Origin of the sequence: Gynuella sunshinyii YC6258, from assembly GCF_000940805.1 — a bacterium.
GTDB classification, from domain to species: domain Bacteria; phylum Pseudomonadota; class Gammaproteobacteria; order Pseudomonadales; family Natronospirillaceae; genus Gynuella; species Gynuella sunshinyii.
The window spans coordinates 4,992,423-5,006,138 of record NZ_CP007142.1; the positions used below are offsets into that span (position 1 = coordinate 4,992,423).

Below are 13,716 nucleotides of genomic sequence, written 5' to 3' on the forward strand. Positions count from 1 at the left end.
TTCGTGACTCAATTCACAATACATGTCGCACGCCGGAAATGCTGCAGAAGCAATCACTGCACCCAGGAATGATTCCTGCCACCCCTCCAAAGGAAACACTGAGCAATATTCGCAGGTATGAAAATAATTAAACAGGTTGTCATAGCCACTGTTTAATCTGACCGATCATCAGAAAGAAAATCAGCGCTGGGATGGAGAACCGGGTTTATATACTAAAGCTGGATATTCAGACCTTCCGAACAGCTCTGCCATAAATGATCGCAAGGTACAGCGACGAAACAGATTCAGTTTGAAACCGCATCGCCGCAGCCGTCATCACGCAATAGACAGATAAACCCCCACCATGGCGATGGCACCACCTGCCACGCGGCTGAGAAGATCATTGCGGGTTTTGTGAATCAGCAGACCACTGGCAATACCGGCAGAATGAAGTAATACCGTAGCCGCAACAAAACCTGTCACGTAGGACAAGGTACCTGCCGTTAAGGGCATTTCCGCGCCATGGGCATGACCATGGAACAAGGCAAACACACCCACCACGATGGCACTCAAAAGTACTGGCAGACGAAAAGCACCGGCAATCAGAACTCCCAGCAGCAGAACTGACAACGCGATGCCCTGTTCAACCCAGGGTAGCGCTACCCCGGTAAACCCGAGTACACCGCCGACGATCATCACGCCCACAAATGAACACGGTACTGCCCAGATGGCCCGACCACCCATTTGCGCCGCCCACAATCCCACGGCCAACATGGCCAGCAGGTGGTCGAGCCCGCCCAGGGGATGGCCAAATCCGTGACTCAGTCCATTGGCGGTTGATACTCCGGTATGTGCTGACGCAAATACCGGCAATGCCAGCAGCAGAGTTGTGATGATCGCTTTTAATGTGAATCTCATGTTCGCTATCCTCGTTCAAACGACTGCAGTAACCGGTGGCAAAACCTTCGGTTCCAGCATGCCTTCTGTAATTATAAATTCGATGATCTGTTCCAGACCTTCGGCTTTTTTCAGATTGGAAAATACAAATGGACGGTTCCCGCGCATTCTGCCGGCATCATGATCCATGACGGCCAACGATGCCCCCACCATGGGTGCGAGATCGGTTTTATTGATCACCAGCAGATCCGAGCGGGTAATGCCCGGACCACCCTTGCGCGGAATTTTATCGCCGGCGGAAACATCGATGACGTAAATCGTCAGATCCGATAGCTCCGGGCTAAACGTCGCGCTGAGATTATCCCCACCACTCTCGACAAACACAACATCGAGATCAGGGTGCCTTTTTGCCAGTTCATCAATGGCGGCCAGATTCATGGAGGCATCCTCCCGAATCGCCGTGTGCGGACACCCACCGGTTTCCACGCCGATGATACGGTCAGCCGCAAGAGCCTGATGTCGGGTCAGGAACTGCGCATCTTCCTGAGTGTAAATATCGTTGGTCACCACGGCGATATTGTAATGCTCGCGCATGGCACTGCACAGGGAGCGTAACAGTGCGGTTTTGCCGGACCCTACCGGTCCACCGACACCGACACGCAAAGTCTGTTTGTTCATATGCTTGCTTCCTATGATCGAAATAAACGGCTGTATTGCACTTCATGTCGGGCACTGGCAATTGCCAGTGCCGGCAAAGATGATCCAGTCTCAGCAGTGGAAATATGTTCCGCCTGGGTCACGGCAGCGGCAATCATTGGTTGCAACTGCAACAACAGTTGCTGCGCCTGAGACTGCCCCAGCGGCACCAGCTTGGTGGCGGCGATGACCTGGTTTTCCAGCCATGACCACGTCATGCCGAGTGCCGCAGCCGGCCATTCAAGCTGCCAATACACGGCCACCCAGGCATACAGGGTGATAAACGTGACAGACTCGTTTTTGGCCGGTAACGGAATATTCAGTTGTTTCAGCAAGCGCATGAGCGCTTCACCGGTGGCGCTGTCCATTAACCGCAGTTCAGCGCTTTCACGACTGGCCAGCAGCAGCTCCCCGGCTTGCTGCCAGGCATGCAGATCGGCCCGCTGCGCCGCCTCCATGGCCTGTCGCAGTACCGGCAGTTCCAGCATTGGCAGGGCATATTTGAGTTGTTGCGATAACCACTCGTGGGTATCGTGCTGGTTACGAATCCAGCCGAGTTCCACAGCACTTTCCAGCCCCTGGGAAAACGCAAACGCCCCCACTGGCAGGCCGGCGCTGTTCAGTTGCAGCAGTCGCAACAACCCGGTATCAGTGAGGGTGATGGCCATGGTAGGCTCCGTTTTCCGGCATGAATACCGCTCGTTCCCGACACACCTGCAAGCCCTGTTGTATCAGCATGGCTTCGAGAACGTGATCAGGCGTCATGCGCAGCCAACGTTCGCCCACCTGGACTTTGACATGACGATTACCCAGGTGATAACAGGCCCTGGCAAAGGTTTCCCAGTCTTCACAGCTGGCCCGGACTACCGTTTCCTCGGCTCCCTGAATCTGTACGATGCGACCACAGCGGCTTTTCAGATATTCGCCGACCAATAGCGGACGCCCACGTTCCTGCATGATCAGATGCACTTCTTCACCGCTGTCGGTATGGAGTCGCTGACGGTTTTTGTGCCGCTGTTCGTGGGTCAGTATCACGGTTGCCGCCACCGGCTCATGACAGTGCAAACCCAGTCGTTGATGTATTTCCAGCATGATGTTTTCCTCAAAACAGACAGTATCGTTGTGCCAACGGCAGCTCAGTGGCCGGCTCACAGGTCAGCAGTTCGCCATCGGCCCGTACTTCATAGGTCTGCGGGTCCACGCTGATATCCGGCAACCAGTCATTCAGGCGCATATCCTGTTTACTCAGGTTGCGAGTGCCACGGCAGGCCACCAGGGCGCGGCGCAAACCGAGTTCCTGTGCAAGATTCCGCTGCATTGCCGCTGCCGCCACGAAGGTCACGGATGTGGCCGCTGCTGCGCCACCGAAGCCCGCAAACATCATGCGATAATGAACCGGTTGCGGTGTGGGAATGGACGCATTGGGGTCGCCCATTGGCGCGGCTGCAATCATGCCGCCTTTGATGATCAGCGATGGTTTGATACCGAAAAACGCCGGTTTCCAGAGCACCAGATCAGCAAGTTTACCGGCCTCAATGGAGCCTACTTCATGGGCAATGCCGTGGGTAATCGCCGGGTTGATGGTGTATTTGGCGATGTAACGCCTGACCCGGAAATTATCCGCTCCCAAAGCACGATCTTCAGGCAGCAGACCAAACTGACTCTTCATTTTGTGGGCGGTCTGCCAAGTGCGGGTGATCACTTCGCCGACCCGCCCCATGGCCTGGGAATCGGACGCGATCATGCTGAATGCACCGCGGTCATGGAGAATGTCTTCTGCGGCAATGGTTTCCTTGCGGATGCGCGAATCGGCAAAAGCGACATCCTCCGGGATGCTGCTGTCGAGATGATGACAGACCATCAGCATGTCGAGATGTTCATCCACGGTATTGCCGGTATAAGGCCGGGTGGGATTGGTCGAGGATGGCAGCACATTGGCGTGAGCACAGGCACGGATAATGTCCGGCGCATGGCCGCCACCGGCTCCTTCGGTGTGATAGGTATGAATCACCCGTTGTTTGAATGCAGCGAGGGTGTCGTCAACAAAACCGGATTCGTTCAGGGTATCGGTGTGAATGGCCACCTGCACATCGTATTGTTCCGCCACAGTCAAACAGTTATCGATGGAAGCCGGCGTCGTCCCCCAGTCTTCATGCAGTTTCAAACCGCAAGCGCCGGCCTGGAGTTGTGCAATCAACGGCTCCGGCAGACTGGCGTTGCCTTTGCCCAGGAAACCAAAATTCATCGGCAGGTCATCGGTGGCCTGCATCATTTTGCCAAGATACCAGGGTCCGGGGGTACAGGTGGTGGCATTGGTCCCGGTCGCCGGGCCGGTACCGCCGCCAATCATGGTGGTCACACCGGACATCAATGCCTCTTCTACCTGCTGCGGACAGATAAAGTGAATATGAGCATCCACCGCGCCCGCCGTCAGAATGGATCCCTCACCGGCCACCACTTCGGTACCAGGACCGATGATCAGATCCACGGCGTCCTGAATATCCGGATTACCGGCCTTGCCGATGCCGGCGATGCGCCCCTGTTTGATACCGACGTCGGCTTTAACGATACCCCAGTGATCGATGATAACGGCATTGGTGATGACCAGATCCATCGTATCATCATCCAGTCGCTGGCTTTGTCCCATACCGTCACGAATCACTTTGCCGCCACCGAATTTCACTTCGTCGCCGTAATGGGTGAAATCCTTTTCGATTTCTATCCATAACCCGGTATCGGCCAGCCGCATCCGGTCACCGACTGTCGGCCCGAACATTTGTGCGTAACTTTGTCTGTCCATGGTCCGGCTCATGAGGAAGCTCCGCTGTCGAGTGCGCCCATGATCCGGGCACGAAAACCAAACACCCGGCGACTGCCGGCATAAGCGACCAGTTCCACTTCACGCCCCTGCCCGGGTTCAAACCGAATCGCCGTACCCGAGGGAATGTTCAAGCGGAAACCACGAGTCCGCTCGCGCTCAAAACGCAGCCCCGGATTGGTTTCATAAAAGTGATAATGGGAACCCACCTGAATCGGCCGGTCAGCGATGTTTTCCACATATACTGTGACGGTCGGGCGCTGTGCATTCAGGACAATGTCATCACCTCGCGTCTGTATTTCACCTGGAATCATATAACCTCCTCAAACGATGGGTTCATGGACGGTGACAAGCTTGGTGCCATCGGCGAACGTTGCCTCCACCTGTACCTCGGCAATCATTTCCGCCACGCCCTCCATGACCTGATCGGCCGTCAACAGTGTTTTACCGTAGCCCATGAGATCGGCCACCGTTCGGCCATCACGAGCCCCTTCGATAATTTCCATAGTGAGATAGGCCACCGCTTCGGGATAGTTGAGTTTTAAACCGCGCTTCAGCCGCCGTTCGGCCAGTAACGCGGCACTGAATACCAGTAGTTTGTCTTTTTCTCTGGGTAGTAGTTCCATACAGTACCTCGTCAAGTCAGGTCGCCCAGATTCTGGGCATACAGGCGTCACGACCGGTCAATAACGGCCGGATATCACACCATAATCGGGTCAACAGCCGGCGCGCCTGTTCGGCACTCCAGCCGCAAAAGCGAATACTGAGAAAATCACCGCAACGACTGATAGCGGCCAAATCCGCATCATCAATCTGAGTGCAGTGATATCGCAGCTGTTGCATCACATCCTCATGGATATCTTCAGCAAAAGGCCCGGCCAGCATCAGGGCATATACCGGTGCACCACGGAAACCGACATTGGTGCCCAGCAGTGGCAGACTTTGTTCATTGATCAACAGCCGTTCGTTGATAACCAGTTTCGAGCCCTGATAAATACGCAGACGCTGATCCAGTTCTCCACGGTCAAAGGGTTGTTGATTAGCCGGCAAACCAAAACTGATGATGTCCCACAGCAGACAACGGCCACCGGCTTCAAGATGTACTTCAGTGTTCAAATGCACCCGTGCCGCCGGGAATAAGATGGTTTCCAGCGGCAGCCACTCCAGCATGGCATCGTCCGCCACCTGAACCGTCAGAGACTGTCGTTGCAGTGAGGCGTCATCACGGGCGCGATAGACACGTCCGGCTCCCGGCGTCGTCACCAGCGTCTGCGCCCCGGCGGCAAGATCAATTTCAATATTCAATCGATCTCCGGAGACCAGGCCACCGGGTGGATGCAGCAAATAAACATGGGCGCACTCATGTCCTTCCGGATAGAAGGGCTTCTGCACGTACAGCGGACCGCGATGTTCATTCCGGAGTAGCCGGGTACCGCGAACCGTGGCCGCCAGTTGCAGGTAAATATCCGCCTCCCAATGACCATTCGCAGATATGGGTGATACGTCCAACCGTTGATTCACGTATCCCCCTATACCGCCAGGTGCTGGCGTATCAGTTCATCGCTGAGATTTTCCATGTGGTCACTGGCAACAATGCGGCCCTTTTCCATCAGGTGAAATTGTTTGCCAACCCGACGGGCAAACCCCAGCTTCTGTTCCACCAGGATAACCGTCAGACCATCCTCTTCATTCAGCCGCAGGATGACATCGCCAATCTGTTGCACGATGTTAGGCTGTATGCCTTCGTTGGGTTCATCGAGTATCAACACCGATGGCTCGATAACCAGCGCCCGGCCGATGGCCAGTTGTTGTTGCTGACCACCAGAGAGATCACCGCCGCGGCGATGCAGCATATCTGCCAGCACCGGAAACAATTCGAATATCCGTTCGGGAATGTGCTTGCGTTTATCCTTGCGTATGGGCAGGCCGATGCGCAGATTTTCCTCCACTGTCAGCAGAGGAAAAATCTCCCGCCCCTGCGGAACATAACCGATACCTGCCGGTGCTCTTTTTTCTGCCGGACGATTGTGTAATGGATAGTCATTGATGCGGATTTCTCCACTGCTGACCGGCAGCAACCCCATCAGACACTTCAGCAGTGTGGTTTTACCAACGCCGTTGCGCCCCATGATGCAGGCACATGATCCCTGAGTGATGTTGAGATCCACGCCCCACAGGATCTGACTGCTACCGTAATGTTGCGTCACCTGTCTGAGTTCGATCATGCGCTTTCTCCGAGATAAACATCGATGACATCGCGATTGTTCTGCACTTCATCCATGCTGCCTTCGGCCAATACCGAGCCCTGATGCAGCACGGTCACAGTACGGGCGATGCTACGGACAAATTCCATATCATGCTCAACCACGACGACGGTGTGATGGCCCGCCAGCGAGGTCAGCAGTTCGGCGGTCCGTTCGGTTTCCTGTGCCGTCATGCCGGCAACCGGTTCATCGATCAGCAACAGTCGCGGTTCGGCCGCCAGCAGCATGCCGATTTCCAGCCATTGCTTCTGGCCATGAGACAATGCTCCAGCCAGCATGTGTCGCTGTTGTTGCAGGCCAATGATTTCCATCACCTCATCGATACGTTCCCGCTGCCCGGCCGACAGGCGCGCCACCAGCGCTGGCAGAATGCCTTTATGGGTGTTGAGTGCCAGTTCAAGATTGTCCAATACGGTATGTGCCTCAAACACCGTCGGCTTTTGAAACTTGCGGCCTATGCCCAGCCGGGCGATATCCGCCTCACGTTTTTCCAGCAGGTTGTGAGTCTGACCAAACCAAACGGAACCGCTGTCGCAGCGGGTTTTGCCGGTAATCACATCCATCAGGGTGGTTTTGCCGGCGCCATTGGCGCCGATCAGGCAGCGCAGTTCTCCATCGTTGATGTAGAGATTCAGATTATTCAGGGCTTTAAAGCCATCGAAGCTGACACTCAGATCTTCAATGTAGAGAATGACCTGATGGGAGACATCGACCTTTACTTCCCGGGGCACCAGAAACGGCCACACCTGATCCCGTTGCAGTATGCTCATGATTCTGACCTCTGACCGGATGAGTAAGATGATAACTTTCTAGCGGTCATACGGAATTTTGACGACAATCCGACCAGCCCTTTGGGCAAAAACAGTGTCACCAGCACAAACAAACCACCCAGAGCAAATAGCCAGGCTTCAGGCAGCAAGGCGGTAAAACGGGTTTTGGCATAGTTGACCAACAACGCGCCGATCACCGCACCTGCCAAAGTGCCACGACCACCGATGGCTACCCAGATCACGATCTCGATGGAGTTGATAGGAGCAAATTCACCCGGATTAATGATGCCAACCTGAGGCACATACAAAGCACCGGCCACCGCCGCAACTACAGCGGAATACACAAACAGCCAGACCTTGTAACGTTCGGTCTGGTAACCGAGAAACCGGGCCCTGGCCTCACCATCACGAATAGCGATGATGACCTTGCCAAAACGTGAACGCAGAATCGCCTGACTCGACCACAACGCGACGATCAATAACACCGCAGACAGCAGTAGCAACACCACGCGGGTGGTGTCGGCCTGTAAGCTGAAACCGAGCATATCTTTAAAATCAGTCAGGCCGTTATTACCGCCAAAACCCATTTCGTTGCGAAAAAAACTCAGCATGAAGGCATAGGTCAGAGCCTGGGTCATGATAGACAGATAAACGCCGGTTACCCGGGAACGAAATGCCAGCCAGCCGAACAGAAACGCCAGACCGCCCGGAATCAATATCACCATGAGCAGGGCAAACCAGAACTGATCCATGCCGAGCCAGTACCACGGCAGTTCCTTCCAGTTCAGAAACACCATGAAGTCCGGCAACAGGGCATTGCCGTAAACACCGCGTTCACCGATCTGACGCATCAGATACATACCCATGGCATAACCGCCAAGGGCAAAAAAGACACCATGACCAAGACTCAGAATGCCACAGTAGCCCCAGATCACATCAACCGCCAGCGCCAGCATGGCGTAGCACAGATATTTACCCAGCAAGGTAACGGTGTAGGTACTCACATGCAGTGCTGAAGATTCCGGTATTAACAGATTTCCCAGCGCCGCCAGCAGTGCCATGGCAAATACCGCCACCACAACCGGCCAGGTCGCGGTCAACTTAGCGTCACGCTGACGCCAAAGACTGAACAGACTCATTCCGCCGCCCTCCCTTTTTGCGGAAACAGTCCACGTGGTCGTTTCTGGATAAACAGAATGATGAAGACCAATACCAGAATACTCGCGAGCACCGCACCCGTGACCGGCTCCAGAAACTTATTGGCAACCCCCAAAGTAAACGCCGCAACCAGGGTGCCCAGTAAATTGCCAACACCACCAAACACCACCACCATGAACGAGTCGATGATATAGCTCTGCCCCAGGTTCGGGCCGACATTGGTCAGCTGGCTCAGGGCCACTCCGGCGATGCCGGCAATGCCGGAACCCAGACCAAAAGTCAAAGCATCCACCCGCTCGGTATGAACCCCCATGGCTCTGGCCATATCGCGATTCTGGGAAACAGCCCGGACATTAAGACCCAATGAGGTTTTCTTCAAAATAAGCAGCAGTAAGCCAAAGACCAGCAGCGCAAACACAAAGATGTATAAGCGGTTCAGGGTCAGGGATAACACCGGATTGAGTTCAATCGAACCGCTCATCCACGAAGGGGTTGCCACTTGCCGGTTCAGCGGTGAAAAAACCGTTCTGACCAGCTGCTGCAAAATCAGGCTGACCCCAAAAGTCGCCAATAAAGTTTCCAACGGCCGGCCATGCAGAAATCGAATAATGCCACGCTCAATCAACACGCCGGCCAAACCTGAAACCATGAAAGCTGCCGGCACCGCCACCCATAAGGAATAATCGATGGCATTGGGCATCAGCAGTTGCACAACGTAGGTGGTATAAGCCCCAAGCATAATCATTTCGCCATGAGCCATATTGATCACCCCCATGACGCCAAAGGTGATGGCCAGACCGATGGCCGCCAGCAATAACACCGATCCGAGACTGAGACCAAAAAACAGCTGATCCAGTCGGCCGTACCAGGCCACCCGCTGTTCGATATCCGCCACCGCCCGTCGGGCAGCGGACTGAACCGCTGGCCTGGTATCGTCTTTGGCCAACCGGTTTAAAGCGTTACGAACATCGGTTTCAAGACTGTTACGAAGCTGACCAATGGCCGCCACTCTTTCGTTATCATCCTGAGCGGATTCAGCGCTATACAGAGCAATGGCCGTCGCCATGATAGCTTTGACCCGTTGGTCCTGTTCACCAGAGTACAATGCGCGAATAGTGGCCATGGTGTCTGCATCCAGTTCGGACAGCAACGACCGTACTGCGGTATAGCGCAGATCCGGTTGACGTGCATTGAGTTGTAACCGCGAAATGATCTGTCGCAACTGACCGCGCAAGGTATTGTTCACCCGGACCTTGCTGATTTGTTGCTTAGACAACGATTCGATACGATGACCGCTGAGTATTTCCTGATATTGATCGATACCGTTGACCGATGTGACCGAAACCAGCGTATGGTCGGATTTCAGATAATAGAGATCACCCGCCAACAGGCCATGAAATAGCGGTAGTAATGCTTCTCCGCCTTCGACTTCCAGCTGTTCAAGGATAGGTGCCATATCTTTCAGGCGGGCTTCTGTCAGTTGCTGTAGCAACTCATTAACAGAGGCATCTTCGTTCTGCGCCCAAGCCGGCCATGCCTGACAGATACACAAGACACAAAAAAACATCAGTTTTTTCACCCTACACTCCAGCAGATTGATATTTGAATGAATGGATACGTATGACGGTGGCTGAACACTGGCGATCCACATCATCAGAGACCGCCAGTGCCGATACTTGCCTTATGAGCCGTAGTTCTGCCCGGAGCAGGTTTTGGTTTTGGTGTTGTAATTGCCGCATTTGATCGGAGTGGTCCAATCGGAAATCAGATCTTTCGAACCAGGCAGGAAATCTGACCAGGCATCGCCGGCCACCAGACCATCGGTTTCCCAGACCACTTCAAACTGGCCATCATCCTGTATCTCACCGATCAGTACCGGTTTGCTCAGATGATGATTTTCGTTCATGACCGCCATACCACCGGTCAGGTTGGGAGTCTGTATGCCGATCATCGCCTGTTCGACCTTGTCGACATCGGTCGTGCCGGCTTTCTCAACCGCTTTCACCCACATATTGAAACCGATATAAGTGGCTTCCATCGGATCATTGGTGACCCTGGCGTTATTACCAATAAACTGATGCCACTGTTTGATAAACGCCTGGTTTTCGGGTGTATCCACACTTTCAAAATAATTCCAGGCTGCCAGATGGCCGACCAGAGGCGTGGTATCGATACCGGACAATTCCTCCTCACCAACGGAAAACGCAACCACGGGAATGTCTTCTGCGGAAACACCCTGATTACCGAGTTCCTTATAAAAAGGTACATTGGCGTCACCGTTGATGGTGGAGACCACGGCCGTCTTTTTACCTTCACTGCCAAATTTCTTGATATCGGAAACGATGGACTGCCAGTCAGAATGACCGAAAGGAGTGTAGTTGATCATGATATCGGCATCCGCGACACCTTTGGCTTTAAGGTAGGCTTCGAGGATCTTGTTGGTCGTACGTGGATACACGTAGTCGGTTCCCGCCAGTACCCAGCGTTTAACACCGAGATCATTCATCAGATAATCCACTGCCGGAATAGCCTGTTGATTCGGTGCCGCACCGGTATAAAACACATTTTTTGAGGACTCTTCACCTTCATACTGCACCGGATAAAACAGTAACCCGTTCAGCTCTTCGATCACCGGCAAAACAGATTTACGGGACACGGATGTCCAGCAGCCAAAAATGACATCGACCTGATCCTTGGTCAGTAACTCCCGGGTTTTCTCCGCAAACAACGGCCAGTTAGAAGCCGGATCAACCACCACGGCTTCCAGTTTTTTACCCAGCAACCCGCCTTTTTTATTTTGCTCGTCCACCATCATCAGCACAGTATCTTTCAGGGTGGTTTCACTGATGGCCATCGTTCCCGACAGCGAATGCAATACACCCACTTTAATGGTATCGGCCGCCAGAGCGCCCATCGTCAACAAACCAGCCGTCACACCGAGTGCCAGCCCTTTCAGCAATTTAACAGGTTTCATGATTCCCGGTTCCCCCAGAATTTGGTTAATGCGTAAGACAACAATGAAACAAAGCGTTCCATGACATTATTCAGAGAGGAGTACCGTTCAGGTATGCGCTGATTGACTCAGAAAGCTACGTCATTTGACGTACTCAGTAGAAGTTGTTGAGATTTCTCACCCGGTATAAATGCCTGCCGGAGTCAGACGTTGTCAGCATTTTTCCCCAGCAGCATCCAAAGATTTGAACGTCGACAAAGCAAAAAAAAGCAGCCATCTGGCTGCTTTGTTTATATGGGAACTGATTATTTCAGGGTTGGATAATCATTTTCAGAGCCGAAGTCCCAGATGTCGCTGTCCCATCCTTTATAAATGGACGGATTACAACCATCGTCACTATTTCTTGTCCGACATTTCAAATCAGCACTGCTGTAACCATATCCGGTCGCACTGACCTTTATGCCACTGGTAGTGATATCCCAATAGCTGCTCTCAACTCTTATTGTTTTCTTAAAAAATCCATTTCCATCGGAAAAATCACCAACCAGTCCACCAACACTTTCCTGCCCCTTTACCCGACCAATTGAATAGGTACGATAAATATCCAGGTACACTTCAGAACCACCCATTTCCACAAAGCCAATCAACCCCCCAACCTCTTGGATACCACGAACGTCTGTCCAGGCATAACTGTCATAAATTTCCATCACGGAGTAACTGGCGGTCGCAGAACCAATCAACCCACCCACAGCATTTTTACCGCTGGCATAGCCTTTGGCTGACAAACGAGTAGCCCGTACGTAGGCATAGCCATCGCTATCCAGCTCACCGATCAACCCACCGACGTAATCTTTTGTAGCAATCACCATGCTGTTCGACTCACTGTTGGCAATGTAGAGGCCAGTGTTATCTCCACTTCCAATCGCGGAGCCGATCAGGCCACCAACCTTGCTCTCTCCAGTCACGGTTACTTCGGTCCGATTGGAGTCGACGCGAGCATATACACTAAAATCGATACTACCTCCGTTGCTGGTCAGCAGATATCCGACAAGACCGCCAACCTTTGAGCGTCCAGCGACCTGCCCGTTAATGGAATTACCCAACAAGCTCACATAGGTGGAATCTGAGTCAGAGAAGCCAGTATCAAGACCAACATAGCCGACCAGACCACCAGTGTTGTCAGCACCGACAACCATAATATTGGAGGTATTACCATGCAGTTTGACGATGGCACAATTTTCGGCATTGACGTATCCGACCAATCCACCTACATACTTTTCACCGGAAATCACACCATTAACTCTGCTATCGGACAAAACCACCTGCCGACCTTCATAGGCATGGTCGATCGAACCAACGATCCCCCCTACATAGTTATTTCCGTATATGAGGGCTTCCCGCAGAACCAGGTCAGAAATCTTGACATCCTGGTCAGGCTGACTGCTGACGACACCGAACAATCCAACGAAGTCATTATCTGTACGGTCGATATACAGCTTGTTAATGGTATGGCCATTACCATTAAAATGAGCAGCAAACGGGTCAAGCTTGCTACCGACAGGTTCCCAGCCTTTGCCATCATTCCAGAAAGGATTTTTGTCTGACCACAGGCCGCTCCCATCGGGATCAAAATCAAGATCCTTCACCAGCTCATAACCAATACAACCGGATACCGGGCACCCAGCATCCAGACTGTTGCCGTCGATATCAATGTAACTGCTACCAATCAGGTTGTAACGAATCTGATTAAGTTCTTCAATGGTGGAGATCTCAATCAAGCCATTGTTATCGACATCAACATCCTCAGGATTGACAGCATGTGTTAAAGGAGCTATCAATGTGGCGGCCAATAACACAAAATTTTTTGAAGACTGATTGATTAATTTTCTTGTCAAGACAGATTTCATCTTTACTTTCCTTGCCATAGGTTAATTCACATTTTAAATCTATAGAGCCATCCTTCGACTACACATTCTGAAATTGGCCAACCAAAGACTGAAAAACAAATAATATTTTATTAAACAACTACAGAATTAAAAATCCTGCCGAACAAACATATAAAATATTTTCCTAATATTCTATAAGACGATTTAACCAGGCGCATAAATTCTTTCGGAGAGAATTCTCAGGGATTCAAAAACGCCATTTCATTTTTTTAAGCATTGGTTTAGTAACATAACT

Annotated in this window: 14 protein-coding genes; all 14 read right to left on the reverse strand. The window is 52.5% G+C overall.

Going from position 1 to position 13,716, the window contains the following annotated elements; all coding sequences use genetic code 11:
• Positions 1-315 precede the first annotated feature (315 nt).
• The 14 genes from YC6258_RS20835 to YC6258_RS20900 all read right to left on the reverse strand — a co-directional run bounded on the left by YC6258_RS20835 (position 316) and on the right by YC6258_RS20900 (position 13,442).
• On the reverse strand, positions 316-897 hold the full coding sequence (locus tag YC6258_RS20835) for a HupE/UreJ family protein (protein WP_044618629.1): 582 nt from the start codon (positions 895-897) through the stop codon (positions 316-318).
• 15 nt (positions 898-912) lie between these two features.
• A complete protein-coding gene (ureG, locus tag YC6258_RS20840; protein ID WP_044618630.1) occupies positions 913-1,554 on the reverse strand; it encodes an urease accessory protein UreG in 642 nt (213 codons plus the stop codon).
• An 11-nt stretch (positions 1,555-1,565) separates the two neighbouring features.
• The gene (locus YC6258_RS20845; RefSeq protein ID WP_044618631.1) at positions 1,566-2,240 is read right to left on the reverse strand and encodes an urease accessory protein UreF; all 675 of its coding nucleotides are present in this window, start codon (positions 2,238-2,240) and stop codon (positions 1,566-1,568) included.
• Positions 2,221-2,664, reverse strand: coding sequence for an urease accessory protein UreE (locus YC6258_RS20850; protein WP_044618632.1), 444 nt, complete (start codon positions 2,662-2,664; stop codon positions 2,221-2,223). The genes YC6258_RS20845 and YC6258_RS20850 overlap by 20 nt, the downstream gene beginning before the upstream one ends.
• Before the next feature lie 10 nt (positions 2,665-2,674).
• A complete protein-coding gene (ureC, locus tag YC6258_RS20855) occupies positions 2,675-4,384 on the reverse strand; it encodes an urease subunit alpha (protein ID WP_044618633.1) in 1,710 nt (569 codons plus the stop codon).
• Positions 4,381-4,704, reverse strand: coding sequence for an urease subunit beta (locus YC6258_RS20860; RefSeq protein WP_044618634.1), 324 nt, complete (start codon positions 4,702-4,704; stop codon positions 4,381-4,383). The genes ureC and YC6258_RS20860 overlap by 4 nt, the downstream gene beginning before the upstream one ends.
• Before the next feature lie 9 nt (positions 4,705-4,713).
• A complete protein-coding gene (locus YC6258_RS20865; RefSeq protein ID WP_044618635.1) occupies positions 4,714-5,016 on the reverse strand; it encodes an urease subunit gamma in 303 nt (100 codons plus the stop codon).
• Between the two features lie 16 nt (positions 5,017-5,032).
• Complete coding sequence (locus YC6258_RS20870) at positions 5,033-5,911, reverse strand: urease accessory protein UreD (protein WP_044618636.1); 879 nt, start codon at positions 5,909-5,911, stop codon at positions 5,033-5,035.
• Between the two features lie 8 nt (positions 5,912-5,919).
• Positions 5,920-6,615, reverse strand: coding sequence for an urea ABC transporter ATP-binding subunit UrtE (urtE, locus tag YC6258_RS20875; RefSeq protein WP_044618637.1), 696 nt, complete (start codon positions 6,613-6,615; stop codon positions 5,920-5,922).
• Complete coding sequence (gene urtD, locus YC6258_RS20880; protein ID WP_044618638.1) at positions 6,612-7,424, reverse strand: urea ABC transporter ATP-binding protein UrtD; 813 nt, start codon at positions 7,422-7,424, stop codon at positions 6,612-6,614. The genes urtE and urtD overlap by 4 nt, the downstream gene beginning before the upstream one ends.
• Positions 7,421-8,563, reverse strand: coding sequence for an urea ABC transporter permease subunit UrtC (urtC, locus tag YC6258_RS20885; protein ID WP_044618639.1), 1,143 nt, complete (start codon positions 8,561-8,563; stop codon positions 7,421-7,423). Before urtC ends, urtD begins: the two co-directional genes overlap by 4 nt.
• Positions 8,560-10,149, reverse strand: a complete 1,590-nt coding sequence (gene urtB, locus YC6258_RS20890) for an urea ABC transporter permease subunit UrtB (protein ID WP_044620261.1) — start codon at positions 10,147-10,149, stop codon at positions 8,560-8,562. Before urtB ends, urtC begins: the two co-directional genes overlap by 4 nt.
• A 114-nt stretch (positions 10,150-10,263) precedes the next feature.
• Positions 10,264-11,556, reverse strand: a complete 1,293-nt coding sequence (gene urtA, locus YC6258_RS20895) for an urea ABC transporter substrate-binding protein (RefSeq protein ID WP_044618640.1) — start codon at positions 11,554-11,556, stop codon at positions 10,264-10,266.
• Positions 11,557-11,840: 284 nt separating this feature from the next.
• Entirely contained in the window at positions 11,841-13,442 is a 1,602-nt protein-coding gene (locus YC6258_RS20900; RefSeq protein ID WP_044618641.1) for a hypothetical protein, read from the reverse strand.
• Between the last annotated feature and the right edge of the window lie 274 nt (positions 13,443-13,716).

What these genes read in the sequence shown, in the direction of transcription:
- YC6258_RS20860 (WP_044618634.1), bottom strand. Translation starts at nt 4,704, where the DNA reads ATGATTCCAGGTGAAATACAGACGCGAGGTGATGACATTGTCCTGAAT.
- ureC (WP_044618633.1), bottom strand. Translation starts at nt 4,384, where the DNA reads ATGAGCCGGACCATGGACAGACAAAGTTACGCACAAATGTTCGGGCCG.
- YC6258_RS20835 (WP_044618629.1), bottom strand. Translation starts at nt 897, where the DNA reads ATGAGATTCACATTAAAAGCGATCATCACAACTCTGCTGCTGGCATTG.
- YC6258_RS20900 (WP_044618641.1), bottom strand. Translation starts at nt 13,442, where the DNA reads ATGAAATCTGTCTTGACAAGAAAATTAATCAATCAGTCTTCAAAAAAT.
- YC6258_RS20865 (WP_044618635.1), bottom strand. Translation starts at nt 5,016, where the DNA reads ATGGAACTACTACCCAGAGAAAAAGACAAACTACTGGTATTCAGTGCC.
- urtB (WP_044620261.1), bottom strand. Translation starts at nt 10,149, where the DNA reads ATGTTTTTTTGTGTCTTGTGTATCTGTCAGGCATGGCCGGCTTGGGCG.
- urtC (WP_044618639.1), bottom strand. Translation starts at nt 8,563, where the DNA reads ATGAGTCTGTTCAGTCTTTGGCGTCAGCGTGACGCTAAGTTGACCGCG.
- YC6258_RS20845 (WP_044618631.1), bottom strand. Translation starts at nt 2,240, where the DNA reads ATGGCCATCACCCTCACTGATACCGGGTTGTTGCGACTGCTGCAACTG.
- urtE (WP_044618637.1), bottom strand. Translation starts at nt 6,615, where the DNA reads ATGATCGAACTCAGACAGGTGACGCAACATTACGGTAGCAGTCAGATC.
- urtD (WP_044618638.1), bottom strand. Translation starts at nt 7,424, where the DNA reads ATGAGCATACTGCAACGGGATCAGGTGTGGCCGTTTCTGGTGCCCCGG.
- urtA (WP_044618640.1), bottom strand. Translation starts at nt 11,556, where the DNA reads ATGAAACCTGTTAAATTGCTGAAAGGGCTGGCACTCGGTGTGACGGCT.
- YC6258_RS20850 (WP_044618632.1), bottom strand. Translation starts at nt 2,664, where the DNA reads ATGCTGGAAATACATCAACGACTGGGTTTGCACTGTCATGAGCCGGTG.
- ureG (WP_044618630.1), bottom strand. Translation starts at nt 1,554, where the DNA reads ATGAACAAACAGACTTTGCGTGTCGGTGTCGGTGGACCGGTAGGGTCC.